General features: G+C 37.3%; 37 protein-coding genes. 21 read left to right on the plus strand and 16 right to left on the minus strand.

Going from position 1 to position 26,693, the window contains the following annotated elements:
- Positions 1 to 2: 2 nt before the first annotated feature.
- Genes DI076_RS18080 through DI076_RS18100 form a run of 5 tightly spaced genes read right to left on the minus strand, consistent with a single transcriptional unit; the run spans position 3 to position 5,760 of the window.
- Entirely contained in the window at positions 3 to 1,499 is a 1,497-nt protein-coding gene (locus tag DI076_RS18080) for an MBOAT family O-acyltransferase (protein WP_108961238.1), read from the minus strand.
- A 10-nt stretch (positions 1,500 to 1,509) separates the two neighbouring features.
- Entirely contained in the window at positions 1,510 to 2,796 is a 1,287-nt protein-coding gene (locus DI076_RS18085) for a hypothetical protein (RefSeq protein WP_108961239.1), read from the minus strand.
- A gap of 15 nt (positions 2,797 to 2,811) precedes the next feature.
- Positions 2,812 to 3,399 carry an LIMLP_18675 family protein gene (locus DI076_RS18090; RefSeq protein ID WP_108961240.1) on the minus strand — a complete coding sequence of 196 codons (588 nt, stop codon included), beginning with the start codon at positions 3,397 to 3,399 and terminating at the stop codon, positions 2,812 to 2,814.
- On the minus strand, positions 3,396 to 4,490 hold the full coding sequence (locus DI076_RS18095) for a glycosyltransferase family 4 protein (protein WP_174705101.1): 1,095 nt from the start codon (positions 4,488 to 4,490) through the stop codon (positions 3,396 to 3,398). The genes DI076_RS18090 and DI076_RS18095 overlap by 4 nt, the downstream gene beginning before the upstream one ends.
- Positions 4,468 to 5,760, minus strand: a complete 1,293-nt coding sequence (locus DI076_RS18100; RefSeq protein WP_108961241.1) for a glycosyltransferase family 87 protein — start codon at positions 5,758 to 5,760, stop codon at positions 4,468 to 4,470. Before DI076_RS18100 ends, DI076_RS18095 begins: the two co-directional genes overlap by 23 nt.
- A 63-nt stretch (positions 5,761 to 5,823) precedes the next feature.
- Between DI076_RS18100 and queA the strand changes: the two genes are divergently transcribed.
- The 7 genes from queA (at position 5,824) to pnuC (ending at position 13,448) form a co-directional block, all read left to right on the plus strand.
- Positions 5,824 to 6,864, plus strand: coding sequence for a tRNA preQ1(34) S-adenosylmethionine ribosyltransferase-isomerase QueA (gene queA / locus DI076_RS18105; RefSeq protein ID WP_108961242.1), 1,041 nt, complete (start codon positions 5,824 to 5,826; stop codon positions 6,862 to 6,864).
- A 52-nt stretch (positions 6,865 to 6,916) separates the two neighbouring features.
- Positions 6,917 to 7,936 carry a hypothetical protein gene (locus DI076_RS18110; RefSeq protein WP_108961243.1) on the plus strand — a complete coding sequence of 340 codons (1,020 nt, stop codon included), beginning with the start codon at positions 6,917 to 6,919 and terminating at the stop codon, positions 7,934 to 7,936.
- Positions 7,896 to 8,426 (plus strand): FlgO family outer membrane protein, encoded by a 531-nt coding sequence (locus tag DI076_RS18115; protein WP_108961244.1) that lies wholly within the window; start codon positions 7,896 to 7,898, stop codon positions 8,424 to 8,426. The genes DI076_RS18110 and DI076_RS18115 overlap by 41 nt, the downstream gene beginning before the upstream one ends.
- Before the next feature lie 109 nt (positions 8,427 to 8,535).
- Positions 8,536 to 10,791, plus strand: a complete 2,256-nt coding sequence (locus DI076_RS18120; protein WP_108961245.1) for an aconitate hydratase — start codon at positions 8,536 to 8,538, stop codon at positions 10,789 to 10,791.
- A gap of 140 nt (positions 10,792 to 10,931) precedes the next feature.
- Entirely contained in the window at positions 10,932 to 12,050 is a 1,119-nt protein-coding gene (locus DI076_RS18125; RefSeq protein WP_108961293.1) for a hypothetical protein, read from the plus strand.
- Entirely contained in the window at positions 12,050 to 12,727 is a 678-nt protein-coding gene (locus tag DI076_RS18130) for a class I SAM-dependent methyltransferase (protein ID WP_108961246.1), read from the plus strand. Before DI076_RS18125 ends, DI076_RS18130 begins: the two co-directional genes overlap by 1 nt.
- Positions 12,728 to 12,770: 43 nt before the next feature.
- Positions 12,771 to 13,448 (plus strand): nicotinamide riboside transporter PnuC, encoded by a 678-nt coding sequence (pnuC, locus tag DI076_RS18135; RefSeq protein ID WP_108961247.1) that lies wholly within the window; start codon positions 12,771 to 12,773, stop codon positions 13,446 to 13,448.
- 68 nt (positions 13,449 to 13,516) lie between these two features.
- On the opposite strand, the gene DI076_RS18140 is transcribed toward pnuC, so the two are convergent.
- The 9 genes from DI076_RS18140 to DI076_RS18185 form a co-directional block, all read right to left on the minus strand.
- Positions 13,517 to 13,894: a DoxX family protein gene (locus DI076_RS18140; RefSeq protein WP_108961248.1), complete on the minus strand. Its 378-nt coding sequence runs from the start codon at positions 13,892 to 13,894 to the stop codon at positions 13,517 to 13,519.
- A gap of 85 nt (positions 13,895 to 13,979) precedes the next feature.
- Complete coding sequence (locus DI076_RS18145; RefSeq protein ID WP_108961249.1) at positions 13,980 to 14,582, minus strand: YdeI/OmpD-associated family protein; 603 nt, start codon at positions 14,580 to 14,582, stop codon at positions 13,980 to 13,982.
- A 31-nt stretch (positions 14,583 to 14,613) separates the two neighbouring features.
- Positions 14,614 to 15,075 carry an SRPBCC family protein gene (locus DI076_RS18150; protein WP_108961250.1) on the minus strand — a complete coding sequence of 154 codons (462 nt, stop codon included), beginning with the start codon at positions 15,073 to 15,075 and terminating at the stop codon, positions 14,614 to 14,616.
- 30 nt (positions 15,076 to 15,105) lie between these two features.
- On the minus strand, positions 15,106 to 15,429 hold the full coding sequence (locus tag DI076_RS18155) for an ArsR/SmtB family transcription factor (RefSeq protein ID WP_108961251.1): 324 nt from the start codon (positions 15,427 to 15,429) through the stop codon (positions 15,106 to 15,108).
- A gap of 368 nt (positions 15,430 to 15,797) precedes the next feature.
- Positions 15,798 to 16,127: a divalent-cation tolerance protein CutA gene (gene cutA, locus DI076_RS18165; RefSeq protein WP_100728772.1), complete on the minus strand. Its 330-nt coding sequence runs from the start codon at positions 16,125 to 16,127 to the stop codon at positions 15,798 to 15,800.
- Positions 16,128 to 16,173: 46 nt separating this feature from the next.
- Positions 16,174 to 16,419: a hypothetical protein gene (locus tag DI076_RS18170; RefSeq protein ID WP_100727715.1), complete on the minus strand. Its 246-nt coding sequence runs from the start codon at positions 16,417 to 16,419 to the stop codon at positions 16,174 to 16,176.
- Between the two features lie 5 nt (positions 16,420 to 16,424).
- Complete coding sequence (locus DI076_RS18175) at positions 16,425 to 16,757, minus strand: LBF_4227 family protein (protein WP_108961253.1); 333 nt, start codon at positions 16,755 to 16,757, stop codon at positions 16,425 to 16,427.
- Positions 16,758 to 17,042: a DUF883 family protein gene (locus DI076_RS18180; RefSeq protein WP_100720452.1), complete on the minus strand. Its 285-nt coding sequence runs from the start codon at positions 17,040 to 17,042 to the stop codon at positions 16,758 to 16,760.
- Positions 17,043 to 17,050: 8 nt separating this feature from the next.
- Positions 17,051 to 17,776, minus strand: coding sequence for a response regulator transcription factor (locus DI076_RS18185; protein ID WP_012476707.1), 726 nt, complete (start codon positions 17,774 to 17,776; stop codon positions 17,051 to 17,053).
- A gap of 58 nt (positions 17,777 to 17,834) precedes the next feature.
- On the opposite strand from DI076_RS18185, the gene DI076_RS18190 reads away from it, so the two are divergent.
- Positions 17,835 to 18,251 carry a DUF4279 domain-containing protein gene (locus DI076_RS18190; RefSeq protein ID WP_108961254.1) on the plus strand — a complete coding sequence of 139 codons (417 nt, stop codon included), beginning with the start codon at positions 17,835 to 17,837 and terminating at the stop codon, positions 18,249 to 18,251.
- Here the strand turns inward: DI076_RS18190 and DI076_RS18195 are convergent.
- The gene (locus tag DI076_RS18195; protein ID WP_108961255.1) at positions 18,220 to 18,579 is read right to left on the minus strand and encodes a hypothetical protein; all 360 of its coding nucleotides are present in this window, start codon (positions 18,577 to 18,579) and stop codon (positions 18,220 to 18,222) included. The two genes, DI076_RS18190 and DI076_RS18195, sit on opposite strands and share 32 nt — an antisense overlap.
- Before the next feature lie 12 nt (positions 18,580 to 18,591).
- Here DI076_RS18195 and DI076_RS18200 point away from each other — a divergent pair, with 12 nt between their 5' ends.
- On the plus strand, positions 18,592 to 19,563 hold the full coding sequence (locus DI076_RS18200; RefSeq protein ID WP_108961256.1) for an amino acid--tRNA ligase-related protein: 972 nt from the start codon (positions 18,592 to 18,594) through the stop codon (positions 19,561 to 19,563).
- Positions 19,564 to 19,568: 5 nt separating this feature from the next.
- On the opposite strand, the gene DI076_RS18205 is transcribed toward DI076_RS18200, so the two are convergent.
- On the minus strand, positions 19,569 to 19,961 hold the full coding sequence (locus tag DI076_RS18205; RefSeq protein WP_108961257.1) for an LA_2478/LA_2722/LA_4182 family protein: 393 nt from the start codon (positions 19,959 to 19,961) through the stop codon (positions 19,569 to 19,571).
- A gap of 90 nt (positions 19,962 to 20,051) precedes the next feature.
- Here DI076_RS18205 and DI076_RS18210 point away from each other — a divergent pair, with 90 nt between their 5' ends.
- The 12 genes from DI076_RS18210 to DI076_RS18270 all read left to right on the plus strand — a co-directional run bounded on the left by DI076_RS18210 (position 20,052) and on the right by DI076_RS18270 (position 26,653).
- Positions 20,052 to 20,636, plus strand: a complete 585-nt coding sequence (locus DI076_RS18210; protein WP_108961258.1) for a DUF6935 domain-containing protein — start codon at positions 20,052 to 20,054, stop codon at positions 20,634 to 20,636.
- Positions 20,637 to 21,449, plus strand: a complete 813-nt coding sequence (locus tag DI076_RS18215; RefSeq protein ID WP_108961259.1) for a ZIP family metal transporter — start codon at positions 20,637 to 20,639, stop codon at positions 21,447 to 21,449. It abuts the gene before it with no gap.
- 14 nt (positions 21,450 to 21,463) lie between these two features.
- Entirely contained in the window at positions 21,464 to 22,060 is a 597-nt protein-coding gene (locus DI076_RS18220) for an LBF_2127 family putative lipoprotein (RefSeq protein WP_135358398.1), read from the plus strand.
- Entirely contained in the window at positions 22,027 to 22,344 is a 318-nt protein-coding gene (locus DI076_RS20370) for a hypothetical protein (RefSeq protein WP_245918568.1), read from the plus strand. Before DI076_RS18220 ends, DI076_RS20370 begins: the two co-directional genes overlap by 34 nt.
- A 517-nt stretch (positions 22,345 to 22,861) precedes the next feature.
- Complete coding sequence (locus DI076_RS20195) at positions 22,862 to 23,026, plus strand: hypothetical protein (protein ID WP_167396556.1); 165 nt, start codon at positions 22,862 to 22,864, stop codon at positions 23,024 to 23,026.
- Between the two features lie 68 nt (positions 23,027 to 23,094).
- Positions 23,095 to 23,325, plus strand: coding sequence for a hypothetical protein (locus DI076_RS18240; protein ID WP_108961263.1), 231 nt, complete (start codon positions 23,095 to 23,097; stop codon positions 23,323 to 23,325).
- Between the two features lie 435 nt (positions 23,326 to 23,760).
- The gene (locus tag DI076_RS18250; RefSeq protein WP_108961265.1) at positions 23,761 to 24,099 is read left to right on the plus strand and encodes an SH3 domain-containing protein; all 339 of its coding nucleotides are present in this window, start codon (positions 23,761 to 23,763) and stop codon (positions 24,097 to 24,099) included.
- 203 nt (positions 24,100 to 24,302) lie between these two features.
- Positions 24,303 to 24,689, plus strand: a complete 387-nt coding sequence (locus DI076_RS18255) for a hypothetical protein (protein ID WP_108961266.1) — start codon at positions 24,303 to 24,305, stop codon at positions 24,687 to 24,689.
- Positions 24,686 to 25,090, plus strand: coding sequence for a hypothetical protein (locus tag DI076_RS18260; RefSeq protein WP_245918569.1), 405 nt, complete (start codon positions 24,686 to 24,688; stop codon positions 25,088 to 25,090). The genes DI076_RS18255 and DI076_RS18260 overlap by 4 nt, the downstream gene beginning before the upstream one ends.
- Before the next feature lie 141 nt (positions 25,091 to 25,231).
- Positions 25,232 to 25,672 carry a hypothetical protein gene (locus tag DI076_RS20375; protein WP_245918570.1) on the plus strand — a complete coding sequence of 147 codons (441 nt, stop codon included), beginning with the start codon at positions 25,232 to 25,234 and terminating at the stop codon, positions 25,670 to 25,672.
- Positions 25,663 to 26,013: a hypothetical protein gene (locus DI076_RS20380; protein WP_245918571.1), complete on the plus strand. Its 351-nt coding sequence runs from the start codon at positions 25,663 to 25,665 to the stop codon at positions 26,011 to 26,013. The genes DI076_RS20375 and DI076_RS20380 overlap by 10 nt, the downstream gene beginning before the upstream one ends.
- Positions 26,003 to 26,653 (plus strand): hypothetical protein, encoded by a 651-nt coding sequence (locus DI076_RS18270; RefSeq protein WP_135358399.1) that lies wholly within the window; start codon positions 26,003 to 26,005, stop codon positions 26,651 to 26,653. The genes DI076_RS20380 and DI076_RS18270 overlap by 11 nt, the downstream gene beginning before the upstream one ends.
- Positions 26,654 to 26,693: the final 40 nt, after the last annotated feature.

Below are 26,693 nucleotides of genomic sequence, written 5' to 3' on the forward strand. Positions count from 1 at the left end.
AATTAAAATTGAAAGTAGAGGAAGTTCTGACTTTCAGTTACTCCAAATAATAGTAAAAGTAATAGATTCACGATAACAAAAATTGAATATTTCATCCAACTTCCTGTAAGTAAAGTTGGGATTTGTCTCTTAGAGAAAATATAACTTGCTGTAAAACATATGACTAATAGAATCCCAAATCGATAATTCATCCAACGTGTAATGGGAACTCCCGAATCATTCATGAATAATAAAGCTTTCATCATCGGAATTGCTTTTTCCATTGTCTCTGCTCTAAACATGATAAAACCAAATGCTAAACAAAACATGGTAAAAATCCGAGAGAATAATTCGTATGATTTTCCACCTTTTTCATTTAAGAATTTTGAAACAGGAGTGTCACCGTAGAACTTATGAGTTAGTAACATAGTCCCTTGCCAAATGCCCCAACCCACATAATGGTAAGCAGCGCCATGCCACAATCCAGCAAATAACCAAGTGATCATGATGTTACGAATGTACATAATGACACTGACCCTGGATCCACCTAATGGGATATAGATGTAATCTCGTATCCAAGTGGAGAAGGAGATATGCCATCTAGACCAATGGTCTGCAATATTTTTGCATGACATTGGAAAATTAAAATTAGCATTAAATTGAAATCCGAACAATCGGGCGACACCAATTGCAATGTCCGTATAACCCGCAAAATCAAAATAAATTTGCCATCCAAAAGCCAAAGCACCTGTCCATATTTCGATAGAATTCAAATTTTGATAGTTTGCAAATGTAGAATCTACTACTTTTGCTAAATTATCAGCAAAGACAATTTTTCTTGTAAATCCGATTAAAATTAGAGCAAAAGCTGCTTCTATATGTTCTTTATGAACACTTAGTCGATAATCCAAATCACGGAAAAACGTTTCTGCACGAACAATGGGACCTGCAACCAATTGAGGGAAAAAGGCTACATATAAAGCAAAGTCTAAAAAGGATTTGCGGGCCTCAATCTTACGGTTGTAAACATCAATCGTATAACTCATAGATTGGAATGTATAAAAAGAGATACCCACTGGTAATATGATATTTTGTTTTTCAAACTGAAAGGATCCTAATAAGTGGATATCGTTTATCACTCCTAATAAAAAATCGGTGTATTTGAAAAAACCAAGTGTTCCAATGTTAACTACAAGAGATAAAACAAGTAACCATCCTCGTTTAGAATCACCGTCTTGTTTTGATTCAATCGCTCTTGCTGCAAAATAGTCGATGATGGTTGAAAAAATTAGAATAAACACATATGGATTGATTTTTAGATCACAATACATTCTGTCCGAGAAGTATTTTAATCCACTGTCCGCCATCGCCGAACATGAGATTGATGATGGTTGCCATGCCATGTAAAAATAATAACTGGCAAGTAAGAAGAATAACCTTTGCCATCTATTTTTTAGGATATTGCCAATGATAATGGTGATCAAAAAGAAGACTAAAAATTCAAGTGAGTTAAATAACATAATGGATTACCTATCTGTATATGGATTCTTCTGCTAATTTTTCGACAGGTCCCTGGATTCCTTCTGTGTAACCAAACTTTGGTCCAATGGATCTAGGTAATGTTGAAAAAGTGAAGTTTGTTAAGAAATAGAAAATAAAAAGAAAAGAATAAGACATATGTAAAATTGCATTGGAAAATTTTGGCAGGACTTTGATTTGGAAAGAACTTAGGATATAAGAATTTAGAATCCAAAGGCCAATGATGGTTCCAACCCAGAATTCAAAAAAATACCCTTCCCACCATGTATAAAATCCAATGGAAGGAACTAACCAAAAGAACATAATTAAGATTTCTGGTTTGAATTTTGTCCACATTGTACGGAAATTCAAAATTCCTAAACTCAAACTAAAAATCCAGAACAAAAGATTTAAATTGTAGGGTAGGTGTTTTGGATTTTGGAAATCAAAAAGATTCACTCGTAATTTCGGAATCACATTTTGGAAAACGAGGAATGCATCTCCGATCCCTCGATAAAAGTACAATACATAATTTTTGTCCTCTCCTAGGCTTGTTCCCCAGCGGTTGATGGCTGCATATAAGAACATCCAAAATGAAAAATGTTTTTCATCAATTGGACCTAACCCTCGTTTTAAGATGATGAAACCTACAAATAAGTAAGAAAGGATAGTTGCTGCGCCTAAACATGTTAAGTAGATGAAAATAATCCTTAATTTTTTACCTAAACTTCTATTAGGAGACAAAAATATTGCCATCGGTACCATTCCAAAATGAATCACATTTGATTGGTGGAAGTAAATAGAAAAAAGTTGGATTAACCACAAAATCGCTATGTGTTTTTGATTTAATCCCTTTCGTAAGAAGTAAATAGTAAATAGAAATAATAAAGCCATCAAACAAGAATGAATGAGTGGTGTATCGTTGTGTAGACTGTAAAACCAAAATGCTTGGCTCACTTGGATGACCATCGCAAGTACTACTGCAAGAAAAAAATCTTTGTATAACTTATAATAAATCCAAATGAAAACACCCAAGAAAAAAAGAGAAAAAGTTAATATTCTCAATCTTAAAAAAAACATAATATCCGTTGTAGGGTAAATGGAACGTATCATTTTCCAATACAATAGACCCGAGGATTCAAATCCGAGATGGTGAGGATTAAAAAAAGCAGATTCAATCCTATCTTTTTGGATATTTAGCGCGTATACACATGAATCCCAATCAAAGGCTCTGGATAAATACCTGAGGTGGAATAAAAACAGTCCTAAGAGGAGTAGGATAATAAAAAGTTTTTTCAAACTGAGTTTGCCTTCTTATCGTTTTAACAATCGATTGATGATGATTTTATTTTTTTTATATGGGAAAAAATAAGGAGATGAAAATATCTCTTTCCCTTCTTTTTTCCAAACCAGTCGGTTGAGTCCCAAAAAATCAATGAGTCCACCATGTTCATATGATAATGATAGACCTTCTACATCTAATTGGTATTGGTTTAGTTTTTTGCCAAGTCCAGAATGACTGATTTGCCAAACTTCGTTTTTGACAATTACAGTGCGCACATTCCACTTTGAAAGTAATCGACTAATATCAATTAATAGAGAGAAAGAAATATAAAAGTAAACAAAAGCGGATAAATAGTGATAATACCTGAGTTCATCTAAAAATGGAATTTTTAAAACTTTTGTGATTTCCAATACACCAACAAACCAAAAGAAAAAATTTCCAAGGAAATGAATATAAGGTAAACTGAAATAAAAGAAAAGTGATGCGCCTACAATCAATATAAGAGATGGGATTGGGTTTGTATACAATTCATCATAAAGCGAAGTACCAAAATACTTTGATTCTTTTTTGGATTTGTATTCTTTCCATTTTGAAAGTAATCGTAGGATATGTTTCATAAAAATAGTACCTCTTCAATTTTTTTAGCGGTTTCTTGCCATGTCCACTTCTTTGTTGGGAATTTTGGCGTTCTTTCTTTGGTGTTGTTGGACATGATATGAAATGCATTTGCCCAAGCATTTGTATCTTTTGCGGGAATGTACAAATCACACTGATCCGATAAAATTTCTTTGAAGACTGGAATGTCGGATGCAACACAACGTTTGTCTTCTAACATCGCTTCTAATAGGGGTAATCCAAAACCTTCATGTAAAGACGGGAAAAAAAATGCCTTACAAGATTGGAATGCAGAAGCCAAAGTGTTTTCATCTGGGTTTTCTATGAATTGGATTCCTTTGGCTCTGATCTCTCGATCATTTAACTTTTGGTAAAGTAAATCACCTTCTTCTCCCCAACCTTTTCTTCCCATAATCAGGAGAGAATTTTTATCTTTTGGGTATTTGGTTTTGAATTGTATGAATGCGTCCACCAATCGATTGATATTTTTTCTAGGTTCTAATGTGCCCACTGTTAGAAAAAAATCTTTTGGGAATTTGATTTTTAACTTAGATCGATTGGTTTTGACCTTAGTTACACCAGGGTAAACAACAATGCATTTGTCTTTGCAATTGGGCCGAAATTCGATGATTTCTTCTTTTGTATTTTTGGATAAACAAAAGATCATATCAGCATTTTTTAATGTGATAGGGGATAAAAATTTATGTTGCCAATAATTCCATTTTGCCATGGTTTCTGGAGCGGAAATAAAATTGAGATCATGGTAGTTTACGTAACTGGGAATTGGTAACTTAAAGATAGGCAACATTTGGATGGTTCCCCAAAACACTTCGATTTTATTTTGTTTTAGCCTTTTTGGTAAAATAAAATTTAGATAGAGGGGGCCTGGGATAGACTTTGGTTCAACCACCAAACATACGTTTGGGTATGACAGATCATTAAAAACAACATGGATGGGTTTGTTGCTAAAAAAATAAAATTCTTTGTCTTTATGTTTTGGTATGATTACCTTTAGGACTTCCGCCAAATAACGAGAATTCCCGGTAATGCCATAAGCAAGGGGTCTGGCATCAATTCCGATTTTTGTTTTCATTGAGTGCAAACCTAACAATATAAAAATACAAAAAACTAGTAGAATAAAAAAGAATGGAAAACATAGAAAGGAAGGATTCGACTTTTTGACCAACAAAGGTTCTATGACTGAAAATAGGTAAACATAAAATCAAAATTAGAATATACAATTCCTTAGTTTCGATTTGGTTCGAAAAAACCTTGTTGAGTATAAAATAAACAGGGATCAAACAAATGATATAACTATGGATCCAACTGATCCCACTAAAAAGGGCAGAGATTAAAAATAACAAGGAGATAATCGTCCATTTTTGGTTTGGTTTTCTCCACAAAAGTAGTAATGGTATTCCATAAACAAAAATGAAAAGCAATTGGATTAGTTTGAGAACAGAAATGGAAAGGTTCAAAAAAGGTAATCCGTAAGTAGGTTGGTTGATAAAATCAGCACCTGAAACAAAATACTTCGCAAGTGTTGAACTTAATGATTGGTTGTTTTTCCAAGAACGTAGTAGTGGATTGTTTAAAGCATTCCCAAGAATTTCAGTCATCCATTCTTTTGACATTTGAATTGTATAATCCCAATGATACAACAATGGAAGAGCATTCCATAAAACCAAACCAATCAAAAACCAGAAAATCCGACTGTATTTTTTTTCATAAACAAAAACAAAAAGAAAAACAAGAGGAGTGATCTTGATACTCACAGCTAACGCAAGTAATAAGCCACCTAAAAAATGATTTTTAACCAAAATAGAAATCAATACAAATAAGATGAGGAGGATACCTACTTGGTTGTTTTGGATATGGCTTTCTATGAATCGAAAATTAAAAAGGATTGTAAGGATTAGAATTAAATATGGAAACTTTGTTTTTTGGAGATTCAACTCTTTGTTTTGAAAAAGGAGGAACAATAGAATTAAAAATGAAATCCAACTTACGATCTCAAATACAAGAGCTGCATTCGTTTCTGATAAGTAGGTGATTGGAATGAGTAAAAAAGAAAATACGGGAGGGTAGATGTAGGTAGCCGTTTCATTTTGAAGGGCTAGAAGTAAAGGTAGATTTTCAGGCCGAAATAAATCTTCTGCTGTTTTGATTTTGGATTGGAGGTCAAAAGCTACATCGAATCGGTATAAATTTTCTCCTGTTACCCATCGTTCACTCGCATGGTAATAGTCCAAAAAATCAGATTTTTGGTGGGAACGATTCACAGAAGTGACTAAAAGGAATAAAAAAAGAACAGTGAGGATCCATTTCCCCTGTCTTTCCATAAGTTCTAAAAATTTCCACATAGTTCTCCTACCATTCCCAATATTTCTGGTTAATTGACAAGGTTTTCCTAAGGTGATTCCAAGATGGATTTTTTAGAAGAATTTGATTTTCATTTACCAGAAGAACAAATTGCGCGTTTCCCTGCTAAAAATCGAGATGAATCGAGATTACTCCTTGTAGACAAATCGAAGGAAACGTTTTGGGAAGCACCACATTTTCGCAACATTGGGCAATGGTTACGACCTGGCGATGTTTTAGTATTTAATGATACAAAAGTTTCGTATCGCAGGGTGTTTTTACAAGTGGAATCAGGTCGAATTCACGAATCCATTTTTTTAGAAACTGTGGATGATTCTTCCTTAGTTTGGACTTGTATCCTGAAAAATAGGGCAAAATTAAAGTTAGGTGATAGCTTATGGCCTGTGGGATTCCCAAATTTTCGTTTTCGATATGATGGGAAAGAGGAAGAATTGTCATTACTCGTATCCGACAAAGAAATTTCAGATTCAGACTTTGAGATTTTTGGAACAATTCCAATCCCTCCTTATTTAAAACGCAAAGTCAACGAAGAAGATAAAATACGATACCAAACCATCTTTGCAAAAAAATCAGGTTCTGTTGCAGCACCAACAGCGGGCCTTCATTTTACAGATTCCTTAAAAGAAGAACTTGTCCAACAGGGAATCGAATTTGTTCCAGTGAACCTGCAAGTAGGTTATGGGACATTCCGTCCATTGACCGCCGAACAATGGCAAACTAAAACCTTACACAAAGAAAAATATGAGATCACGGAAGAAACAGCGAGTCGATTGAACACTGCAAAAAAAGAAGGTCGTCGTATCATTGCGATCGGAACTACGTCTCTTCGTGTACTCGAAACTGTATTTGATTCTCAACAACAGAAATATAAGGTAGGTCTGGGTCAAACTGACATATTTTTGTCGCCAGGTGACAACATTAAATCCGTACAAGGACTGATCACAAACTTTCATTTACCGAAATCGAGTTTGTTATTACTCGTTAGTGCCTTTGCAAATAGTCGACTCGTGATGAATGTTTACCGGTATGCATTACAGAACCATTTTCGTTTTTACTCATATGGTGACTCTATGTTCTTATTTTAAAAATAGGTTTACATTCACTTTGGATTAGGAAATATGTTTTTACAGTTTCTTTATGAACTCCCCTCAAGCTTCTGTTTTTGTTTCACTCATTTCTGGCTTTGGTCTTCTTGCAGTGGTCACTTTGACACCGATCCAAGAAAACCAAGTCAAAAAATTGGAAAACTCAACAAAACTCTCGTTAGCTGAAAAAAAAACTCTAAATTCTCAGATTGAATCCAATCAAAGTTACTCCTATCCAAAACAATCTGAATTTTCAAGAGTCCCACGTGAGACCCTCGTATCTTTTTCACTGGGAACTCCTGGCGTTTCCTTTCGTCGCGGGGTTAAACGTAGCAATTTTTCTTACTCTTATTCACGAATTGATTCCGATTTTTCTCCTTCTTTGTATTCGGCACTAGATGCAAAACAAAGTGGAGAACCATCTTTATCTCAATTCATTTTAAATGCGCCATTAAATCCATCTGCGAGTTTGATTTTCCGTCAAATAGAAGCAAACAAACGTACGTTATATGATCCAAAATTACTTTTTGAATACCAAGGTAATTTTTCTGCTTCTCCCTTCTTAAAAGTACAAACTTCAGTTTATAATGTAAAAACTGATAACGCAGTAGTATCGAGTGGAATTGATGGTGGTAAATTTTCTTTTTTTTTCGGCTGTGACAAAATCCAACTAAACCTTCGTTATAATTATGTGAACCAAAGACCCAATGCTTCCAATGGCCAACTTAGTTTTATTCCAGCACAGGACATTGCTTCCCTCGGATTCGTTCTCTTTTTGGGTCCAAACAAAAATTATTCACTCTATGTTGGTAACCAAATTTTTAATGTTTTTAATGACCCTTTATTACAAGTGAGAGACCAAAATGGTCGATCCCCCGAAACATTTTCAGCATCGTTTCGTGGCAAACACCCAGGCAAACTCAAAACGACTTTTTTTCTCAATTTTCAAAATCAATTTTATAAAGACGGTATGCTAGTTGGGGTTCCTGGTGGATATATGGTTGGGAATGCTTTTAATGGGAAATCGTTTTATGAATATGTTACCTCACTTGGAATGGAAGTTGCGTTTTAATTTTATCCTTCTTTGTTTGATTTCAATTCCACTTAGCTCTTGTTATCTGGGAGAGGAAAGGGAATCAAAACCCAAAAAACCAACCACTCCTCCATTAGAACAACTCGCCACTTCTTTATCCGAGAAAGGATTTTATTTCCAACCAGAGAGACTTGTTGTCCTGACATTCCTCGACAATGAAGGGAAAAAAAGTCCATATGGAGATATCCTCGCAGAAAAACTCACTACGGAACTCGTGAAAAGAGACCGCTTCCAAATTTTAGATCGATTGGCAAACCAAAAGGTATTAAAAGAAGCTGGTCTCAGTTTGGATTCTCCTACAGACACTGCCACCTTGCGTAAAATAGGTGAAGTTCTCAAATTGGATGTCATTATCACAGGGATTGTGACTCCTTACCAAGACGGAGTTTTTGTCAATACAAGGCTCATTGAAATCAAAACAGGACTCATCCTAAAGGCGGATGAGGTTTATGTCCGAATTGACGGTTGATGCCATTTCACTTCCCTAAAAGAACCAATTTTACTGATTTTAGCTTCTGTAGTTTAATTTTCGATTGATTCCCTTTTTTCCTACGGTCTGATAGGTATAAGAGGTTCAGATGGCATTTGATATAGAAATGATCGCGGCTCGTTATTCCAAAATGGAAGCGGCCATCACACAAGCCAGGAAGATTGTGGGTCGACCCCTCACTCTCACAGAGAAGATTTTATACAACCACCTTTGGGATGGAAACCCTTCCAAGAGTTTTGGACGTGGTGCAGATTATGTTGACTTTGCGCCAGACCGAGTGGCGATGCAAGATGCAACAGCACAGATGGCCCTTTTGCAGTTTATGCAAGCAGGCAGAAAAAAAGTGGCAGTGCCTTCTACAGTACACTGTGACCACTTAATTACAGCAAAAGAAGAATCAGGCAAAGACCTTGGCATTGCTGTTACAGAGAACAAAGAAGTTTATGATTTTTTATCTTCCGTTTCCAATAAATATGGAATTGGGTTTTGGAAACCAGGTGCTGGGATCATCCACCAAGTTGTTTTAGAAAACTATGCATTCCCAGGTGGGATGATGATTGGAACTGACTCCCATACAGTGAATGCTGGTGGACTTGGTATGGTGGCAATCGGTGTTGGTGGAGCTGACGCTTGTGATGTGATGGCGGGACTCCCTTGGGAACTCAAATGGCCAAAAGCAATAGGTGTCAAACTCACAGGAAAACTCAATGGTTGGACTTCTGCAAAAGATGTCATTTTAAAAGTAGCAGGGATCCTCACAGTCAAAGGGGGAACGGGTGCGATTGTAGAATACTTTGGTCCAGGTGCGGAAGCTCTTTCTTGCACAGGAAAAGGTACAATTTGTAACATGGGTGCCGAAATTGGAGCAACCACTTCCACATTTGGATATGATGCTTCTATGGAACGTTACCTACGTTCTACTAACAGAGCTGATGTGGCAGATCTTGCCAACAAATACAAAGCACACTTAACTGCTGACCCTGAAGTGTATGCAGACCCAGCTAAGTACTTTGACCAAGTGATCGAAATTGATCTCAATACACTAGAGCCATACGTGAATGGTCCTTTCACACCAGACCTTGCGACTCCCATTTCCAAAATGAAAGAAGAGGCAGCGAAAAATGGTTGGCCGCTCAAAGTAGAAGTAGGTCTTATCGGATCTTGCACAAACTCATCGTATGAAGACATCTCTCGTGCGGCTTCCCTTGCCAAACAAGTGGCTTCCAAAGGTCTCAAAACCAAAGCCGAATTTACCATCACACCAGGTTCGGAACTTGTAAGATACACAATCCAACGAGATGGTTTTATTGATACTTTCAACCAAATTGGTGCAAAAGTATTTTCCAATGCTTGTGGACCATGTATTGGGATGTGGTCTCGTGTGGGGGCTGAGAAAAAGGAAAAAAACACAATTGTTCACTCCTTCAATCGCAACTTCCAAGCACGCCAAGATGGTAATCCAAACACCTATGCTTTTGTGGCATCACCAGAAATCACAACAGCACTTGCGATTGCAGGGGATTTAGGTTTTAATCCACTCACGGATTCTTTAACCAATGAAAAAGGGGAAAAGGTAAAACTAGACCCTCCTACAGGAGAAGAACTTCCTAGCAAAGGTTTTGCGGTTGAAGATGCAGGTTATGTGGCTCCAGCAGCAGATGGATCTGGTGTGCAAGTGATTGTGGACCCAAGTTCCACTAGACTACAACTCCTTGCTCCATTCAAAGCTTGGGAAGGAACAGACCTCAAAGGATTGAAACTTCTCATCAAAGCCAAAGGGAAATGTACAACAGACCATATCTCAATGGCGGGCCCTTGGTTAAAATTTCGTGGTCACTTGGATAATATTTCCAATAACCTCCTCATCGGTGCTACAAACTTCTTTAATGGCAAAACCAACGAAGTGAAAAACCAAGTTTCAGGAAACTACGAACCAGTCCCTCAAACCCAAAGAGCTTACAAAGCACAAGGGATTGGGTCGATTGTAGTTGGAGATGAAAACTATGGGGAAGGTTCTTCTCGCGAACACGCGGCGATGGAACCAAGGCATCTTGGTGTAAGAGCAGTACTTGTAAAATCGTTTGCACGGATCCACGAAACAAACTTAAAAAAACAAGGGATGCTTGCACTTACGTTCGCCAACAAAGATGATTACGATAAAATCCAAGAAGACGATTCAATCGACATCATCGGTCTCACTTCTTTCCAAGAAGGAAAACCACTCAGTTTGGTTCTCAATCATAAAGATGGAAAAAAAGATGAGATCCAAGTGAACCATACTTACAATGCGCAACAAATCGAATGGTTCAAAGCAGGTGCTGCTTTGAATTTGATGAAAGCGTAAAACAACTCGATGAAACACTTGCCAGAGTCATTTCTGGCAAGTCCTTCTTTTTCATGCCAACTCCTAAATCCAAAAAAAATATAAATTCAAATTCCGAAACCAATCCAAACAAATCGAAGGCCTCAGTTGGACAAGAAACAATGGATGAATCCATTGTATGGACAGGGGAATCTTCCAACCAAACAAAAGCACAAAAAGAATTTAATGACGCTCTTCGCAAACACAAAGAAACTTTAGAACGTTCCAAAGAAATAGAACCTTTATTCCAATTGGTGAACGAAACGTACTTAAACGTTGTTTTACCAGAATTAAACAAACAGAAACAATTGGAACGGGAACGATTTGAACTGATGTGTTCGATCTTAATGGAAGAAAAATTATCTTTTGGGAAAATGCAAAGAGAGTTTTTACGCCGGTATTTGCTCGATATGTGTAATGATAATTTGACAGAAGACCCAGAATTTTATACTCCATTTCGAGACCAGTTGGAAACCAAATTTGAAAAATTAGAACGGATTCGTTACAAAAACCAAATGGAGTCTCGGATCAAACAAACCTTTGGAATGGATATTGATTTGGATGATTTCAATCGCACCCAATTTGATTCCGATGAAGAAAGAGAATCTCACGAAGAAAAATACAGAGACTTCCGAGAAAAGTATGAAGAATATAGAGCAGAATATTTTCGAAAATCAAAGTCTGGATTCAAAGACAAAAAAAAATCCAAAGCACAACTGGATAAAGAAAAAAAACAATTAGAAGCAGAACGGTTGTTAAGTACTGACATCAATACCTTATTTAAGAATCTAGCTAAACTCATCCATCCAGACAAAGAACAAGATCCTGTATTACGTGAAAAAAAAGCAAAACTGATGACCAAACTCTCTGGTGCCAGGGATAATATGAATATTGCTGAAATTTTAGAAATCAAACTCCAAGTAGACGAACTCATTCCAAACCAACAAACTGATGTATCGTTTCATGATACCTCCATCAAACGATTTGTTGGGATCATCAAATCTAAAATCCGAGAATTGGAAGATTCGATACGGCAAAGATTTTTTTCCCATCCTCTCATGGCAGATTTCCCTTCCAGTAAAATCACAAAAGAATCATTGGATGTGTATCTAAAACGAGTGAAACTTGATAACCAAATGGTGACAAAAGCGTATCAAAAAGAAGTGGATCAGTTAACCAAAGAACCAAAGTACATTAAAGAGATGATTAAAGAGCTGCAAAGTTTAGGAGTCCAATTCTAATGAAAGGATTTTTAAAACAAAAACAAACAGGCCTTGGTAAAAATGGAAAAGAATTTGGAAGTGAATACTGGTCCGAAATTTACGGGAATGGTCTAGATGTAGACGGTTCTTATAATGCCAAACAACATGCAGACTATCTAAAAGCTCTTTTCCAACTTATGGAAATTCCAGTTTATAAAATAGCCGACTTTGGTTTTGGAAAGGGGATTTTACTTCGTGAGATGGTAAAGGTTTTTTCGCCAGTGAAGGTGTATGCAGTGGATGCGTCTAAAGAGGCTTATGAAGATTTGAAGAAAAAAGATTGGGTCAAACGATCAGATAAGTTTCATATTTACCATGAATCATTGGAAACATTAATTTTGCCAAAATTGGAAAAGGAACCAGTGGAACTTGGGATTTGTAATTCCGTGATCCAATACTTATCTGATAACCAAATTCCATCTGTTTTAGAAAAAATGGCAAAGTATTGTAATTATTTATATTTTACAGTTCCAACAAATGTAGATTATGCGGTGATGAAAGAAGAAATGTCCTTTGTGGATCCATATGCATTTTCCAGGACAAAACAAAAATATAGAAAGTGGATCGCAAGGGACTTCGAAATTGTTGGTTACAATCTATTACAAAGTAAATGGTTAGGTGAAAAAGGATTTAAAGAAGATTTTTTTCGGATCTAAATCGATTCTGATTTTGGAAAATAGTGCTCGAGACTAAACAAGTATGACAGAAATTATTCTCTTCGAACAATACTTATCCTTAGACTATTCGATTTTTACAATCCTTGGGTATCCCTTATCGTTATTAGAATTTTTAGGTACTACATCTGGACTTGTCTGTGTGTACTTAGCTTGTAGGAATCATATCCTGACTTGGCCCATAGGAATTTTTAATTCGATTTGTTTTTTCTTTTTATTTTTCCAAATCCAATTGTATTCGGATATGTTGTTACAAGTTTATTTTTTTGGATCTAGTATTTATGGTTGGATCATTTGGAGAAAACGAACCGGTCAATTTACGAAGATTGTATCATTAGGGAGAAACAAAAACTTTTTTGTGATTTTCCTTTTGATCGTCGGAACCTTTGGCCTTGGGTTTTTTACAAAACACTTGCCCATTTGGTTCCCAAGTTTGTTTGCCAAACCACCTGATTATTTGTATTGGGATGCATTTACAACTGTAACAAGTATCATTGCCAATTTACTGCTTGCCCAAAGAAAATTGGAATCTTGGTTTTTATGGGTGTTTGTGGATATCGTTTGTATTGTTTTGTATTCTCTGAAGAATATTCCTTTTGTGACAGTTGAATATGTGATTTTCCTTCTCATTGCTTTTTATGGTTCGTGGCATTGGTACAAGGAGTATCGGGAGAATCAAAAATCGACTTCTATATCGATATGATTCGGAAACGATCAAACAGATACTGTATTCAATTGTTTGATCGTTTGATGGATTCGAATTCCTTTGGTTTAGACTTTGATTTTGCGATTTTCTGGTCGTAAGTACCAGGAAATCGCAGTTAAACTTAACAGTAACAAAGATGGTAAAACTTCTGTTATGGGATGTCCACAAGTGATGTGAGAAATTGCCGCTCCAGACATCGCAAAGAAGAACCCTGCATACGCCCATTCTTTCAGTAGTAAAAATTTTGGAACCAGTACGGCGATGACCCCAAGTAATTTCCAAACACCTAGAAGAGTGAGAAAGTAGGTTGGGTATCCCAATTGGTTTATCTTTTCCACTTCTTCAGGAAGTTTCAAAAGTTGGACGATGGCTGTGGAACTCATACCCAGTGATAACCAAAGGGTAAAGAACCAATATAGAATTTTGTTTGTTTTCTCTGACATAAATGATCTCCTAAATAAAAAATGTAATCCCTAATTTGAATGGATTCAGTATTCCTAAACAAAACTTGAACTATCAATGATTCTTTTAATCGTTTAATCCTTTTCCAATTAAGATATTGGGGATATGTTTTGTGATTCTTTCTTCTCTTGTTTCTTTTCGTTTTGCAGAATTAAAGAAGAGTAGGTACCCTCTTTGCCTACCGGGAGTTAACTCTTGGAATGCGGTCTGTAATTTTGGATTTTGTTCCAATATTCTTAAAAACTCTTCTGGAACTTCAAACTCTGAAGTTTTTTTCAAAATTGGTTTTTTCCCAGCTTTTTCCAACTCGATTGCATCTCTCATAAATGCCTGAATCGTGTTTTTTGATTTTGTAATTTGTTCTGCTGATTGGAAACGCATTTGCCTAGCAGCTTGTACGTTTTTTGTTTGTTGGATGAGAATTTTTTTTGAGTCTTTTAACAATGCACCTTTGAAAAATAAAATCGCAACGTATTCTTTGAATCCATGTAATAAAAATACATTTTGACCATTTAATGTGTAACAAGGTTGTCCCCATTTAATTTCTTCAGTGAGTTTACTCTCGAGTGCAAGGGAACGTAGGATTTGGAATTCTTTTTTCCAAGATTTTACTTCATCAAAAAAAGAGTTTGGATTTTTGGTGTTACTTTTTTTTGGCTTTGGTTCCATATCATTTAACCTATGTTATAATTTAATCCATTCACTGTTTTGTGATTGTTTGCAATCGGTTGTGGGCCATATTGATCCCTTGGGCAAATGGCATCTTCAGTAGTTTGTCTCTTTGTTCCACAGATTGAAATACAATTTGCATTGTGAGTTTGGATTTGTTTTCGGAAATGGATTCGATGGTAAAAAATTCGAGTTGGATGGGGAATCCTGTATTTTCCATTTCAAATGTGCGGACAAAACTTTGGTTTTCAATCAGGTTTAACAATACACCATTGGCTCGAAAAAGGACTATGCCCTCTGGAGATTTTGTTTCAAACACATAACTTCCATGATTTCGTTTTTCAAATTGGATTACCTTGTTTCCCATCCATTGTTCGATGAGTTCTGGTTCTGTATGAGCCTTAAAGACAAGAGATGCTGGTAAATCAAATTCACGTTCAATCATTAACTCTTGTTTGCCGTCTTCGGCGATCACTTTTGTTTTGAGTTCCATTCCAAATTCCTTATTCTCAAACGATTTTCATTATGCCTTCGGTTTATATTGTTTCATCACGGATTCCAATTTGTTAAACCTGTCGTCCCAGAGTTTACGGAAAGGTTCGATGAAATGGGCAATTTCCTTCATCTTATTTGGGTTTAGGTGGTAGTACATCTCACGGCCAATGGGTTCTCTTTGTAACAGATCACATTCGGTTAAGATGAGTAGGTGTTTGGAAATGGTAGGTCGTTTGGAATCAAATTGGGAAGCAATCGCTCCCGCTGTCATGGATTGGGTGGCCACAAGGAGGAGGATGGCCCGCCTTGTGGGATCTGCAATTGCCTGAAACACATCTCTTCGTAAATCCATTATGTAGCCATTTGACTAATCAATTATATGTAGTCATTTGGCAACACATTTTTTTGCCTGCATTCAATGCTAAATTTGGAAAACCAGATTCTATCCTGCGCCAGGGAAACGGAGGGCGAAGGTCCTAGTGGCGATTCGCCAACTAGGACGGGAGCGAACGCGGACCCCGGAGTGGCCCGGTCGTTAATGTTTGGGAGTTTGGCTTTCGAACCAATCCGAGGCGCCCAAATCTTTGCCCTAATGAATGGATGATCTGGAAGTCCTTAGACCGGCTTTTTTCTTCGGATCCTTTTGGATTGGCGAGGTCCTGACTGTCATGAGTTTGTGGCATGAAACAACAGAACGGAAATAACAAAAGGTATTTGGGCTTACGAATTCTTTTTGATTTTGTCGGCAACAAACGCTTTGTAGGCGGGGCTACCAAAACTCACATCCATCCGAATGATTTCTGGTGCAATGTAAGGATGGTGTTTCATGATATATGCTTCGATCGCATCATACTTGTCAGCTTTTGCCTTGAGTAGGATTTTGTTTTCGGTATCGACTGTGATTTTGCCTTCCCAAAGGTAAACCAGTTCGACTTCAGGGAAAATGGTTCCTGAGACGATGATCCCTTGTTCCAACATTTCAGAGATTTGTTCTTCCGCCATGTCGCGGTCGCCTATTGTGGTAAATACTAAAATTTCTTCCGATGCCATGTTGTCCTACTGTTGGTACTAGGATCGGATGTGGAAGGGCAAATCCTTATTCTTTTGGTGTGTCCTTTTGCAAATAACTTTGGATTCCATCTTTGGCTTTGTCTAAAATGCCAGATTCACGAAGGCTACGAACCACTCTTTGCCAGAATTTTACTTTGCCTTCTAATTCGATCCAACCAAGTGTTAAGTCCATTCGTTTGATCTTGAGTAACATCCTTAATTCGGACAAAGTCATATCTTTTGGGTCTTTGTCGAGGTAACGGTTGTGGTCTTGGAAGGGGTTAAATACCATACAAATTATTTACGGAAGACAAAAGATAAAAAGAGGATTGCAAAAACTAAAAATCCAAACCCAGTTCCGAAACTCGCAAGGATGGGATCCCCACTTACTAAAAACTTTTGAATGCTTAAGAATACTCCGTACGAAGTGTACACAAGCCCAAGAAAGATGAGAATGAGAGCAGTGAATACCCAAACCGTTTTTTTAACAAATTTTTGCACATAAAACTGTACATTTTTTTGTAAATATATCACCATCACTTCGATGTATGATACAAGTTTGGCGATGAACTCTTCGAAGGTGGCTTTTAAACCACCTTTTTTGCGTTGTTTAGAGTGTTTTTCGTCCAATTATTTCTTCTTAAAAAACCAACCAAGGGCAAGGCCAAGACCAAGTCCAACTCCAAAACCAATCACAGCTGCTTTTTGTGGATTTTCTTTTACATAGGAACCCACATTATCGATCACTTCTTTGGCACGAATGGATGCTTCTTCGCTTGCTTTTCCTAACTTTTGTTTGATGTCACTTACTTGTTCCATATACTTCTCCTTGGCTCTTTGTTCAATTTCCTTGGCTTTTTTCTCATACAACTTAATTTCGTCGATGAGGGACTTTTCTTTTTTCACTTCTTCCATAACGTATGTTAGTCTGGTACAACTATGTTTTCAAAATTGTCAGTGAAACGATATCCAATTCCCCAAATGGTTTCAATCCATTCTGGTTGCGCGGAATTTTTTTCCAGTTTGGAACGAATGCGTTTGATATGGCTATCAATCATCCTTTCAAAACCATCCCATTCCACTCCCCAAACGGATTCCAAAATCATTTCACGAGAAAAAACTTTTCCTGGTGAACCAGCGAGTAGTTGTAAAATGTCGAATTCTTTCCGTGAGATGTTGATGATGTTTTCGTTTAACGTAACACGACGACGAATGGAATCAATTTTTAAGGCACCACGAATGATCTCACCCGCTTGGCCCACATTTGGTTTGATCCCAATTTTTTTATCCCAACGACGAAAAAAAACGTCTACACGAGTTTTGAGTTCCCGAACGGAAAATGGTTTTGTGATGTAATCATCAGCACCTAACTCGAGTCCCATGATTCGATCAATTTCTTCCGTTCTTGCAGAAAGGATAAAAATTGGAGTACTTTCGTCTGATTTCCGAATGCTACGGCAAATTTCCATACCATCAATGTCTGGAAGTGAAAGGTCAAGAATCACTAAATCAGGATGATTGGATTTATAAAATTTCAATCCATCTTCGCCATTTTCAAAAACGGAGGTGGTGTAATGAGCAGAATCGAGAGATTTCCGGATTAGGTTCCCGATGTCCGGATCGTCCTCAATTACCAAAATATTTTTCATGTTTTTCCCTTGAGTTCTTTCTCAATTTGGTTCTTGTAGTAGAAAAAAAAAGTAAAAAATGGAATCGGGAACACAAAGAGAACTAAAATCGTGGGCAATGTTTGCCATCACAGGAACAAGGCTACGTCCCTTGGAAGTGACGGAAAAATTAGGCCTAACTCCCGACTATTACCATGGTGGGGATGTAAAAGACATCGAAAATATGACAATTCCGAGTCATTGGCAGCTCAATTCTAAGTTAGGACCTGAATTCGCTGCCCAAGATCATATTTGGGACATCCTCAAAACTCTTGGACCCGTTCGCAAAGAACTGAAAGAGTTCACAGAAAATTTTACTTCTACGATTTACGTCTCGGTTGAGTTTGCGTCTGAGTTTACCAAAGGAGTCACTCTCGACAGAAGGACGATGCTTTTGTTAGGTGAAATGGGTGTCGAATTGGAAATTATCCCCTGGGAACTCGGTGGGACTCCCTGAGGGTGGTTTCATTGGGGAATACCAATCGGATGAGGCCAAATCGTTTGAGGTAATGGTAACTGGATAGGGTGAGACCATTCAAAACCAAAACTCTTTTTTTCAATCGAAGGTCTCTTGCCATATTCAAGAGTTTGGTGAGAAGGGTGATGGGTAAATAGGGCATATTCGAGAGGTCGATTTGGATATGGGATCTGGTTTGGAAAAATAACATATGCATCACAGAGTCCAATTCTTCTTCCATCTCCGCATGTACGTCTTTGGAGGAGATGACAATTTCATAGGCGTTTTGGATTTCCCTTACATTTAGGTATTTGGTTTTTTTTGCCATCGGAGGTTAGGTTTGCACGTTCTACCAAAAGAGACACTCATTTTTCGTTCCAAAGTTTTACAAACCGTACGAGAGATTTTGACACGAAACGAATTTTTGGAAGTGGATACTCCCTCTCTGAAACCCATCGTCGGTATGGAACCGTACTTGGATCCCTTCGAAGTGCACTCTCCCTCTGGAAAAGAAAAGGGTTATCTCATCACTTCTCCCGAGTACAGCTTAAAACAAATGATGGCAACGGGCCTCACTCGTATCTTTGAGTTGGCCCATACCTACAGGTCAGGCGAAGTGGGAAGTTCGTACCATACAAAAGAGTTTCTCATGTTAGAACTTTATGCAGAAGGAATGGATGATGAAGTGCTTCTACACTTTATCGAAAAATTTTTACGGGAACTGATCTTTACAGTTGGGATACCAAAACTTCACAACCAATTGTCCAAACCAGGATTTATCCGACGTTTTACAGTACAGTCAGTGTTTCTCATCCACCTTGGGCATGGATTTGAAAGAGAAAATTTGATCCCAACCATCATGAAACAAAAGTTAACCTCTGCATCCTTTGAGGAATTACAAACTTGGCAATATGAAGATTTGTTCTTTTTGGTGTTCTTAAATTGTATCGAACCGAAACTAGGGGAAGGGATTGTTTTTTTGTATGATTACCCTCCGGAATGTGCCGCTCTTGCTAGAATTGAGAAGGGAGTTGCCAAACGATTTGAAATTTATTGGGACGGATTGGAACTTGCCAATGCCTTTTATGAATTGAATGACCCAAAAGAACAACGAAAACGATTTGCAGACGAACAAGCATTACGTGCAAAACTCGGGAAAGAAGTATTTCCAATGGATGAGGATTTTTTAGAGGCTCTCGGAAATGGATTTCCTAATTGTTCGGGAATTTCCATTGGGATGGATAGACTGATTTTAAAACTTTTGGGGAAAAGCGGACTCGCGGAAGTGAGCCCGTATTGGATGGAATTGTAAAAGATTTATTCCTCTTCGGATTGGAACTTCTCACAAGCTTGTGGGATTTTCCCTTCTTCTAATTCAGCACAGGAAAACGCAGCCATTTCCTTTGTACATTGTTTCATGTCTTCTATGTCTTGTTTGGTGAGTTTTTTGGTTGGTTTTTCGTTACTTGGCTTTTGGCCTTCAACGACGTATTGTTTGTAACGAGATTCACAGACATTTCCATTCACAAATTGAGATTCAACCATCTTCCTTTGTTCTGGCGGAAGGTCTTTGAGTTTTTCTTTCATACATTCCGAAGTTTTGGCACACATTTTTTTGGAGAGGGCCTGGAATTCTTTCGCGTCCTTTAATGTTTGTGAGGTGATCATGAGGGGGAAAAATAAAAATAGGAAAAGAGAAATTTTTTTCATAAAAATAACATATCCCTTTTCGACCATTGGTAAAGAAAAAATTTAGAAAAAGGATTGCATCCAAAGGAAATCAAACTAAGATTTTCGCCCATGAAACGAATTGTAACATTACTTCTGGTCTCGTTTACCGTATCCCTTGTGGCACAAAATTTGACAGAACGAACACCTGTCAGTTTTCCCTCTGAACCAAACACAATTGAAGAATTCAAATCCATCCAAGCGGCCACCGCCACAACTCCAGAAGGTGGAGTTGCCGTTTTAGTCCTTGCCATTTCCCTCTACGGAAAAAATCCAGAATTAGGAAGAAAAGCAGTGGTACTTTCTGTCCTTTCCAAAAACAGACAAAAATCGAATAAACCAACAGCGATTGATGGAGTGGATTTAGGAGGAAGTGATTCCTATTTACTGGGGCAACTCGACAAATACAAAATGTTACCAAATGGGTATTGGAAAGGGGCAGAACCGTCTAACGGGTATACACCGAAGCTTCCTCTCACAGTCGAAACCTACACCAATCCTTATTCAGGGGAAGAGTCTTCTGGAAGGATCAAACTCTTTGTTGCCACAAAAGGTGCTTCCAGTTACCGTCCTGTCACTGTGGAAAAAGACTCCGACGGACTTTGGCGTGCCAAAGAAATGAGTTCTTTGTTTGTAGGGATGATGCCCGCCAAATAGATGTTCATTGATCTACTTTCATTCCATCCAGTGGTATTGGCACTTCTTGCCACTGGGTTTACTTGGTTTTGTACTGCGTTTGGAGCAGGGTTTGTGTTTTTTTTTCGCACAGTTCCAAGGCCTGTGTTTAATGCGATGCTTGGCTTTGCCTCAGGCATTATGATCGCTGCTAGTTTTTGGTCACTCTTACTCCCTTCGATTGAACTTTCTGAAACTGCTGGCGGGCCTGCTTGGTTCCATGTGAGCCTTGGGTTTTTATCAGGTGGGCTTTCCTTGTTTGGACTCCACAAACTCCTCCCACATTTACACATTGGTTTAGAAGAAAACCGACTCGAAGGAGGGAAGTCTTCTTTCCAAAGGAGTTTGTTACTCATCCTTGCCATCACTTTGCATAATATCCCAGAGGGACTTGCAGTAGGTGTCGCCTTTGGTGCATTAGGTGATGGGTTTACTTACGAGGCTCTTATGGCGGCAGTGGTGGTTGCCTTTGGGATTGGGATCCAAAATATCCCCGAAGGGGCTGCGGTTTCCATTCCACTCCTTCGAGAAGGGTATAGTGCCAAAAAAAGTTTTTGGTATGGACAACTTTCTGGATTTGTCGAACCCATTGGTGGACTTCTTGGTGCGGCCCTTGTGTTTTATGTGGAAAGTATCCTTCCGTTTGCTCTTTCTTTTGCGGCAGGAGCGATGATCTTTGTGGTGGTGGAGGAATTGATTCCAGAATCACATACGGGGAAAGAAACCGAAATGTCAACACTCGGTGCGATGTTTGGATTTGTGCTGATGATGGCTTTAGATGTGGGACTTGGGTGAAGGTGGTGATACAAATGTTAAATGGTAATCAAATTACGAGTATACTTATTTTCTTTTTGTTTGTTTCCTGTGCGATTGACATCAAACAAGTCCCGCAACCTAGAGAATCAGAAAATACTATTTATCCATACATAAACCAAGAAGTTTATATAGGTAAATTTGAAGTTTACACTTCTGATAGTGTCAATTATACAAAGGCTTGGAAGTATACTTTCAAATCGATTCTAAAAAACAATCGAGTTAGCAATCAAGTGTTAGATGTCTCTAACGATCGAAATGCTAAAGAGGAAGTAGACAAGTATCTGATCGATATTGAGGTGTATCCTAATTTCGAATCAAATTTTATTATGTGGAAAACGTGGCCAGCATTTTGGCCTTTCACTGGGTACTGGCCATTACAAGTACGTGATCATCATTATGAGGTAAAACTATTGTGTAAAATTTCCGTTAACGGTGTCCCTCGCACAAATATTGAGATCATAGAAAATGCCAAAAAAACGATAGAAATTTATGGGTTTTATCGTACTAGTGAAATCGAATCTATGATTGAAGTTGCCAATTTGAAGGTATTGGATCGATGCGCAAAAGAAATCATAAATCATTTGCAATAAATTTACTTTTGTTATTCGGAGCTTGTATCTCCATACCTGAAACTCCAAAAAATGACAAGGAAGAATGTGTTGCTCAGTATTTTCATGCGAAACGTCAAATGCGAGAGATTCAAGTAGAAAATAGAAATGTCACTACAGCAATTTCTGCAATATCCTTTGGTGTTGGTTTTTGGACAGGACCAATTGGACTCACGCCATTATTGGTGTTGCCATACACTCAGTATAAAAATAAAAAAGCAGCAGATTTGATTCAAAGTGAATATGAGTCCAATTATTGCAATTGATGAAAAGCATACATTATGGGAGTCATTTTACCACAAGGTTCTAAATGAAAAACTTCTTGGTGCACTTCTACATACCAAAAGAGATGAGAAAAAACATGAAATGGATCATTACTCTGATTTGTGGAATCATTTTGGTATTCTGTTGTTCGAAAAAGGAAAAACCCATTACGAAAGCCGAAGAGTCTATAGTGCAAACAATCATAGTAGACAAAGAGCTTGGAGAAGGCAGTTACTATAAAGATTTCCTAAATGCCATCAAAAATCAAGACTGTAATACTATCTTCGATCTTTAGATGATACTGATTATTTTAGTACAGGAGAAAAGACAGATGGTAGATTCAGAAGAAATGACGGATATTTAGAAGAAAAATCGAAGTTTTCCGTTTGTGAACTATTTTTTGATACAATGACTGTACAAAAGAAAATAGCCATCTTGTTTAATACGGACGAAATTGAGCCATCATTCATATCACCCCGAGACTGGCTAAAGAAATCTATGGAAATTAGGTTCATCGCAATGGCAGCAACAAGTGATGGAGATGAAGTCAATATTGTTTTTTTGGGAGGAAGATACTTTCATCCTGAAGATCATTATAGGAATTCAAGAGATTTAGATTTTTTGTTTCGTTGTCCAGAAGGATTTCATAAAAAATGTTTTCTATATTCGTATACTTTGCATTGATATTTAGGTTAAGTGTTAATCATCTCAAAGTAAGGTTCTGATAGGGTTTGTTATGGGCAGTATTTAAAATGAAAGAAAAGTTTTTACTATTAATATTGTTATTGATCATTGGGACAGCTGCCTGTGGCCAAAAGTCTGAAGAGATTGTGGAACAGTCGACATTCCGAATATTCGGGAGTTGGTATGACGAAATCATCTTTGATCGAATCTATGGGTATGATCCAAATTCTAAAAACGCTATTTATAGAAGAGGCCCAACTTATTTCCCGATTAAAGGATTTAGTGTTTGGAAAAAATAAATGTAGCTTTATATTTAAAAAATATTCTCCTGATCCCGTATGGGGGACATGGCAGTCATCACCAGGAGCAATCAAATCCATGTACAAACATTATCGGGAATGATTGATTCCAAGGCTTACCGTAAGTAATAAAAAATGAAATTCAAAACTAAAATTTTCCTACTCATGTTTGTTAAATCTCCTATATTCTTGTCATGTTCGCAATGGATAGATATATCTAACAAAAAAGATACGACAAGTATTGTGGAGCGAGTGCCAAGGTATGAGGACTTTGTAATTGATTCAAACAATCGAATCGACTACTTTTTCAAGAGGTTCAATGTTAAAAAGGAAAGCGAAGTAGTCGAAAAAAGAAAATCATCAGAAATCCAAACAACGGCAAAGGAAAGGGAAAGTATAAAACTTAGATTTTACCGTCACAGTTTATAGTTCTGAATGGATAGTGCCAGTTTCGACCTAAAAACAAACCGAGGATTATTCCCAAGAGATCGAAATACTTGTCCTCATAAATGTTACGAGTTTATCCCGTATTTAAACTTAGGAAACTATATCGTTAGAAAACCAGATGTCAATCTTAGAAAAGAGCTGAATCGTAATGGCGAATCATTCGGTAAAATGAAATTAAACGAAGAAGTACAAGTGATCGAAGATACAGGTCCAATAGAAGAAATTGATGAAAACATTGCCCCTTGGGTGAAAATCAAAACCAAGAATGGTCTAGAAGGATATGTGTTTGGAATTTTTTTGAAAAAATCAAAAGAGTTTTGGAATTAAAATGGATTTGGAAAACTAAATGTCTACATGGAATCAATCAGTGATTTTAAACTGTATGATTGCCATTGCCCAGTTCGATCTCTCTCCCTCTTAACAAAAGAACTTCTTTCGCAATTTTAGATAACGCTTGTCAATGGGAATGCAGTTTTTTACAATTGCCCTCTAACGACAGTTCTGTATAATAAATCGTGATTGAGAGTTTTATGAAATCTAAAATTGTTTTGAGCCTTCTATTCCTTCTCCTGCAATGTGCCAATACTTCGTATTACCAAACTTGGGGAAAACAAAAAGTCCGATTGAATGGGTTTACCAAAGAAGAAGGGTACCAAAAAATCCAATCCTTCAATTTCACCTACACACGAGTGTATCTATTTTGGGGACTGTCCAATGTGAGGGACCAAACTTTGGATGAATTTTTCTCTGAACTCTATTTAAAGTATCCCAATGCCCATATTGGAGATTTAAAAATCACAGAGGAATATGAGTTTATGGATGGGATTTACGATTTGATTACAGTCGGAATTGTTAGGCCTTATTCAGTCCACATTCGTGGAAATCTTTATGCGACAAACAAAGGTGGCAATCAATGAAGTTTTCCTTCCACAAATTCAGATTTTGTTTAGCACTTTGTTTTTTGTTTCTACTTATGGGTTGTGCAACCTACCGGTATGAACTAACCGAAACCAAAATCCCTGTTAGTTTTTCCAATGAGCTCGAACCAAACGAAAAATACCGTCCTTTTCACATCGAAGTAAAACTCTCCTGGTATTTGTTTGACACGCAAGCCATCGACACGCTCCAGTTAGATGAAATATTCCGAGAAGAACTCCCAAATGCTAAAAAAATTGTGAACCTTCGGATAGAGTCGAAAGAAAATGTTGCCGACTCTGTGATCCGAACGCTCACAACAGGAGCACAAGTTTTGTTTGCTTCTAACCGAGCTTTATACTCTCGCCGAACCATCATTATAGAAGGTTTGGTTGTGGAATAGGGGCAATTTCATATAGTGGGATAGGATGCAAGAGGAGAATGGATTGTGAATGATTCCAACAAAGAAGAAGAACTCACTCGTTATCGATATGAAGATTTCGAACTTGGGAATCGTTGGTCTACTATTTTAGAGAAAAAATAGATGAAATTAGTCTTAGTATTCTTGCTTACTTTTTCAATTGTTTTGGCAAACGATAATAATGATTTGGAACAAGTTAGAAAGAAGATAGAACTACAAAACAATGGTTTTATGGCCGGTGATTTGATTACATCTATGGAGGATGATTGGTTTAATAGTTTAATTTATTATAAACAAGGAGGGTATTTTAAAGAGTTATTAAAACTGAAAGAAAGAGCAGAAATCATTCATAAATTTGGCGATCGGCGTCGTTGGTTTGTGAGCAAATGGCAGGGGAAAGAACCAGCCGTTTATGTTTCTGCCTCGTATAACGAAGATTCAACCTTATCTAAAAATAAACAATCGACTGATTTAAAGGACGATTATCTCTTTTATTTTAAAAACTATTGCGAATTCGATGGAACGATTGATGTACGTTATGCAAAGATCAAAAAATGCGTTTAACATATTACGATGCTCCAATTACTTTGACCAATAATGCCATGAATATCAAAATCATTGGCAAATTTAAGAAAATCATTAGCTACGATATCGAATTAAAAGAAGATGAAAAGATCATCAATGCCATGCAGTCTTTTAAGCCCGTTAAGCCAACAACTCCTCCTGGAAATATATTTGCCATTCAATTGAAAGTTTTGGAAGTTTATCCTGGCGAACCAAATCTGCCGTTATGTACCTCAGATTACTATATGGGATTCAAAGGTTGGGGGAGTTACGAAAAAGTACTCAGTGAAATTGATGAGCTTCCAGAGTTAAAAGGGAAACGGAATCCGTATGCTAACTAGAATTATGAGAAAACGAATTTGTTTAGGTATTTTGATGATGGGGTGTTTCCTTCTCGTATGTGGTAAGCTCGATACGAAATCCTTTGATCAAAAGGCAGAGGGAACACCAAATCTAGAAAACCAATCTCGGGAACAGGGACTTTGTTTAGAGCCGTATTCAAATGTGAAAAGAGGAAGGAATTCGTTTCTTATTTTTTTGCGAGATAAATATGCTATCGATTACACAGAACAGGAACTCAACCTATTATGGGGCTCAAGATTTTTCTTATCGAGCACGAACTTACGTATGAGAAGACCTCACTCAACTTCCTTGTATGAATTTAACGTAACGAAGGATGATTTGGGCATACTCACGATCGAGCGAAATGGTAAAAAAATTTATTTAGCTGGAATCATCTCTGAGAGCAAAGGCAATAGGTTTACGTATTGGATATATACAGATCAATCTAGTGCAAAATCTGCGATAAAAAGCCGAGACAAAGATCCCTACCAAACTACAGAAATTGGTTACTTTTACATTTACGACAAAATGAAATTCGAATCCGAGTGTCTCAACCAAAAAGAAATCGATCAAAATTTTGAACAGGCTGTGTTAGAAAAATCAGAAGGCCCTGAACCCACGGATGAGTTTAGCAATTGAATGACAGATGTTCGTTGGGGAAGGGTAGGTATCTTCTTTG

This window comes from Leptospira ellinghausenii (genome assembly GCF_003114815.1).
GTDB lineage: Bacteria > Spirochaetota > Leptospiria > Leptospirales > Leptospiraceae > Leptospira_A > Leptospira_A ellinghausenii.

Excerpts from the sequence above, each read along its gene's own strand:
- DI076_RS18080 (WP_108961238.1), bottom strand. The coding sequence starts at position 1,499 with ATGTTATTTAACTCACTTGAATTTTTAGTCTTCTTTTTGATCACCATT.
- DI076_RS18090 (WP_108961240.1), bottom strand. The coding sequence starts at position 3,399 with ATGAAACATATCCTACGATTACTTTCAAAATGGAAAGAATACAAATCC.
- DI076_RS18095 (WP_174705101.1), bottom strand. The coding sequence starts at position 4,490 with ATGAAAACAAAAATCGGAATTGATGCCAGACCCCTTGCTTATGGCATT.
- DI076_RS18100 (WP_108961241.1), bottom strand. The coding sequence starts at position 5,760 with ATGTGGAAATTTTTAGAACTTATGGAAAGACAGGGGAAATGGATCCTC.
- queA (WP_108961242.1), top strand. The coding sequence starts at position 5,824 with ATGGATTTTTTAGAAGAATTTGATTTTCATTTACCAGAAGAACAAATT.
- DI076_RS18110 (WP_108961243.1), top strand. The coding sequence starts at position 6,917 with ATGAACTCCCCTCAAGCTTCTGTTTTTGTTTCACTCATTTCTGGCTTT.
- DI076_RS18115 (WP_108961244.1), top strand. The coding sequence starts at position 7,896 with ATGAATATGTTACCTCACTTGGAATGGAAGTTGCGTTTTAATTTTATC.
- DI076_RS18120 (WP_108961245.1), top strand. The coding sequence starts at position 8,536 with ATGGCATTTGATATAGAAATGATCGCGGCTCGTTATTCCAAAATGGAA.
- DI076_RS18125 (WP_108961293.1), top strand. The coding sequence starts at position 10,932 with ATGGATGAATCCATTGTATGGACAGGGGAATCTTCCAACCAAACAAAA.
- DI076_RS18130 (WP_108961246.1), top strand. The coding sequence starts at position 12,050 with ATGAAAGGATTTTTAAAACAAAAACAAACAGGCCTTGGTAAAAATGGA.
- pnuC (WP_108961247.1), top strand. The coding sequence starts at position 12,771 with ATGACAGAAATTATTCTCTTCGAACAATACTTATCCTTAGACTATTCG.
- DI076_RS18140 (WP_108961248.1), bottom strand. The coding sequence starts at position 13,894 with ATGTCAGAGAAAACAAACAAAATTCTATATTGGTTCTTTACCCTTTGG.
- DI076_RS18145 (WP_108961249.1), bottom strand. The coding sequence starts at position 14,582 with ATGGAACCAAAGCCAAAAAAAAGTAACACCAAAAATCCAAACTCTTTT.
- DI076_RS18150 (WP_108961250.1), bottom strand. The coding sequence starts at position 15,075 with ATGGAACTCAAAACAAAAGTGATCGCCGAAGACGGCAAACAAGAGTTA.
- DI076_RS18155 (WP_108961251.1), bottom strand. The coding sequence starts at position 15,429 with ATGGATTTACGAAGAGATGTGTTTCAGGCAATTGCAGATCCCACAAGG.
- cutA (WP_100728772.1), bottom strand. The coding sequence starts at position 16,127 with ATGGCATCGGAAGAAATTTTAGTATTTACCACAATAGGCGACCGCGAC.
- DI076_RS18170 (WP_100727715.1), bottom strand. The coding sequence starts at position 16,419 with ATGGTATTTAACCCCTTCCAAGACCACAACCGTTACCTCGACAAAGAC.
- DI076_RS18180 (WP_100720452.1), bottom strand. The coding sequence starts at position 17,042 with ATGGAAGAAGTGAAAAAAGAAAAGTCCCTCATCGACGAAATTAAGTTG.
- DI076_RS18185 (WP_012476707.1), bottom strand. The coding sequence starts at position 17,776 with ATGAAAAATATTTTGGTAATTGAGGACGATCCGGACATCGGGAACCTA.
- DI076_RS18190 (WP_108961254.1), top strand. The coding sequence starts at position 17,835 with ATGGAATCGGGAACACAAAGAGAACTAAAATCGTGGGCAATGTTTGCC.
- DI076_RS18195 (WP_108961255.1), bottom strand. The coding sequence starts at position 18,579 with ATGGCAAAAAAAACCAAATACCTAAATGTAAGGGAAATCCAAAACGCC.
- DI076_RS18205 (WP_108961257.1), bottom strand. The coding sequence starts at position 19,961 with ATGAAAAAAATTTCTCTTTTCCTATTTTTATTTTTCCCCCTCATGATC.
- DI076_RS18210 (WP_108961258.1), top strand. The coding sequence starts at position 20,052 with ATGAAACGAATTGTAACATTACTTCTGGTCTCGTTTACCGTATCCCTT.
- DI076_RS18215 (WP_108961259.1), top strand. The coding sequence starts at position 20,637 with ATGTTCATTGATCTACTTTCATTCCATCCAGTGGTATTGGCACTTCTT.
- DI076_RS18220 (WP_135358398.1), top strand. The coding sequence starts at position 21,464 with ATGTTAAATGGTAATCAAATTACGAGTATACTTATTTTCTTTTTGTTT.
- DI076_RS20370 (WP_245918568.1), top strand. The coding sequence starts at position 22,027 with ATGCGCAAAAGAAATCATAAATCATTTGCAATAAATTTACTTTTGTTA.
- DI076_RS20195 (WP_167396556.1), top strand. The coding sequence starts at position 22,862 with ATGGCAGCAACAAGTGATGGAGATGAAGTCAATATTGTTTTTTTGGGA.
- DI076_RS18240 (WP_108961263.1), top strand. The coding sequence starts at position 23,095 with ATGAAAGAAAAGTTTTTACTATTAATATTGTTATTGATCATTGGGACA.
- DI076_RS18250 (WP_108961265.1), top strand. The coding sequence starts at position 23,761 with ATGGATAGTGCCAGTTTCGACCTAAAAACAAACCGAGGATTATTCCCA.
- DI076_RS18255 (WP_108961266.1), top strand. The coding sequence starts at position 24,303 with ATGAAATCTAAAATTGTTTTGAGCCTTCTATTCCTTCTCCTGCAATGT.
- DI076_RS18260 (WP_245918569.1), top strand. The coding sequence starts at position 24,686 with ATGAAGTTTTCCTTCCACAAATTCAGATTTTGTTTAGCACTTTGTTTT.
- DI076_RS20375 (WP_245918570.1), top strand. The coding sequence starts at position 25,232 with ATGAAATTAGTCTTAGTATTCTTGCTTACTTTTTCAATTGTTTTGGCA.
- DI076_RS20380 (WP_245918571.1), top strand. The coding sequence starts at position 25,663 with ATGCGTTTAACATATTACGATGCTCCAATTACTTTGACCAATAATGCC.
- DI076_RS18270 (WP_135358399.1), top strand. The coding sequence starts at position 26,003 with ATGCTAACTAGAATTATGAGAAAACGAATTTGTTTAGGTATTTTGATG.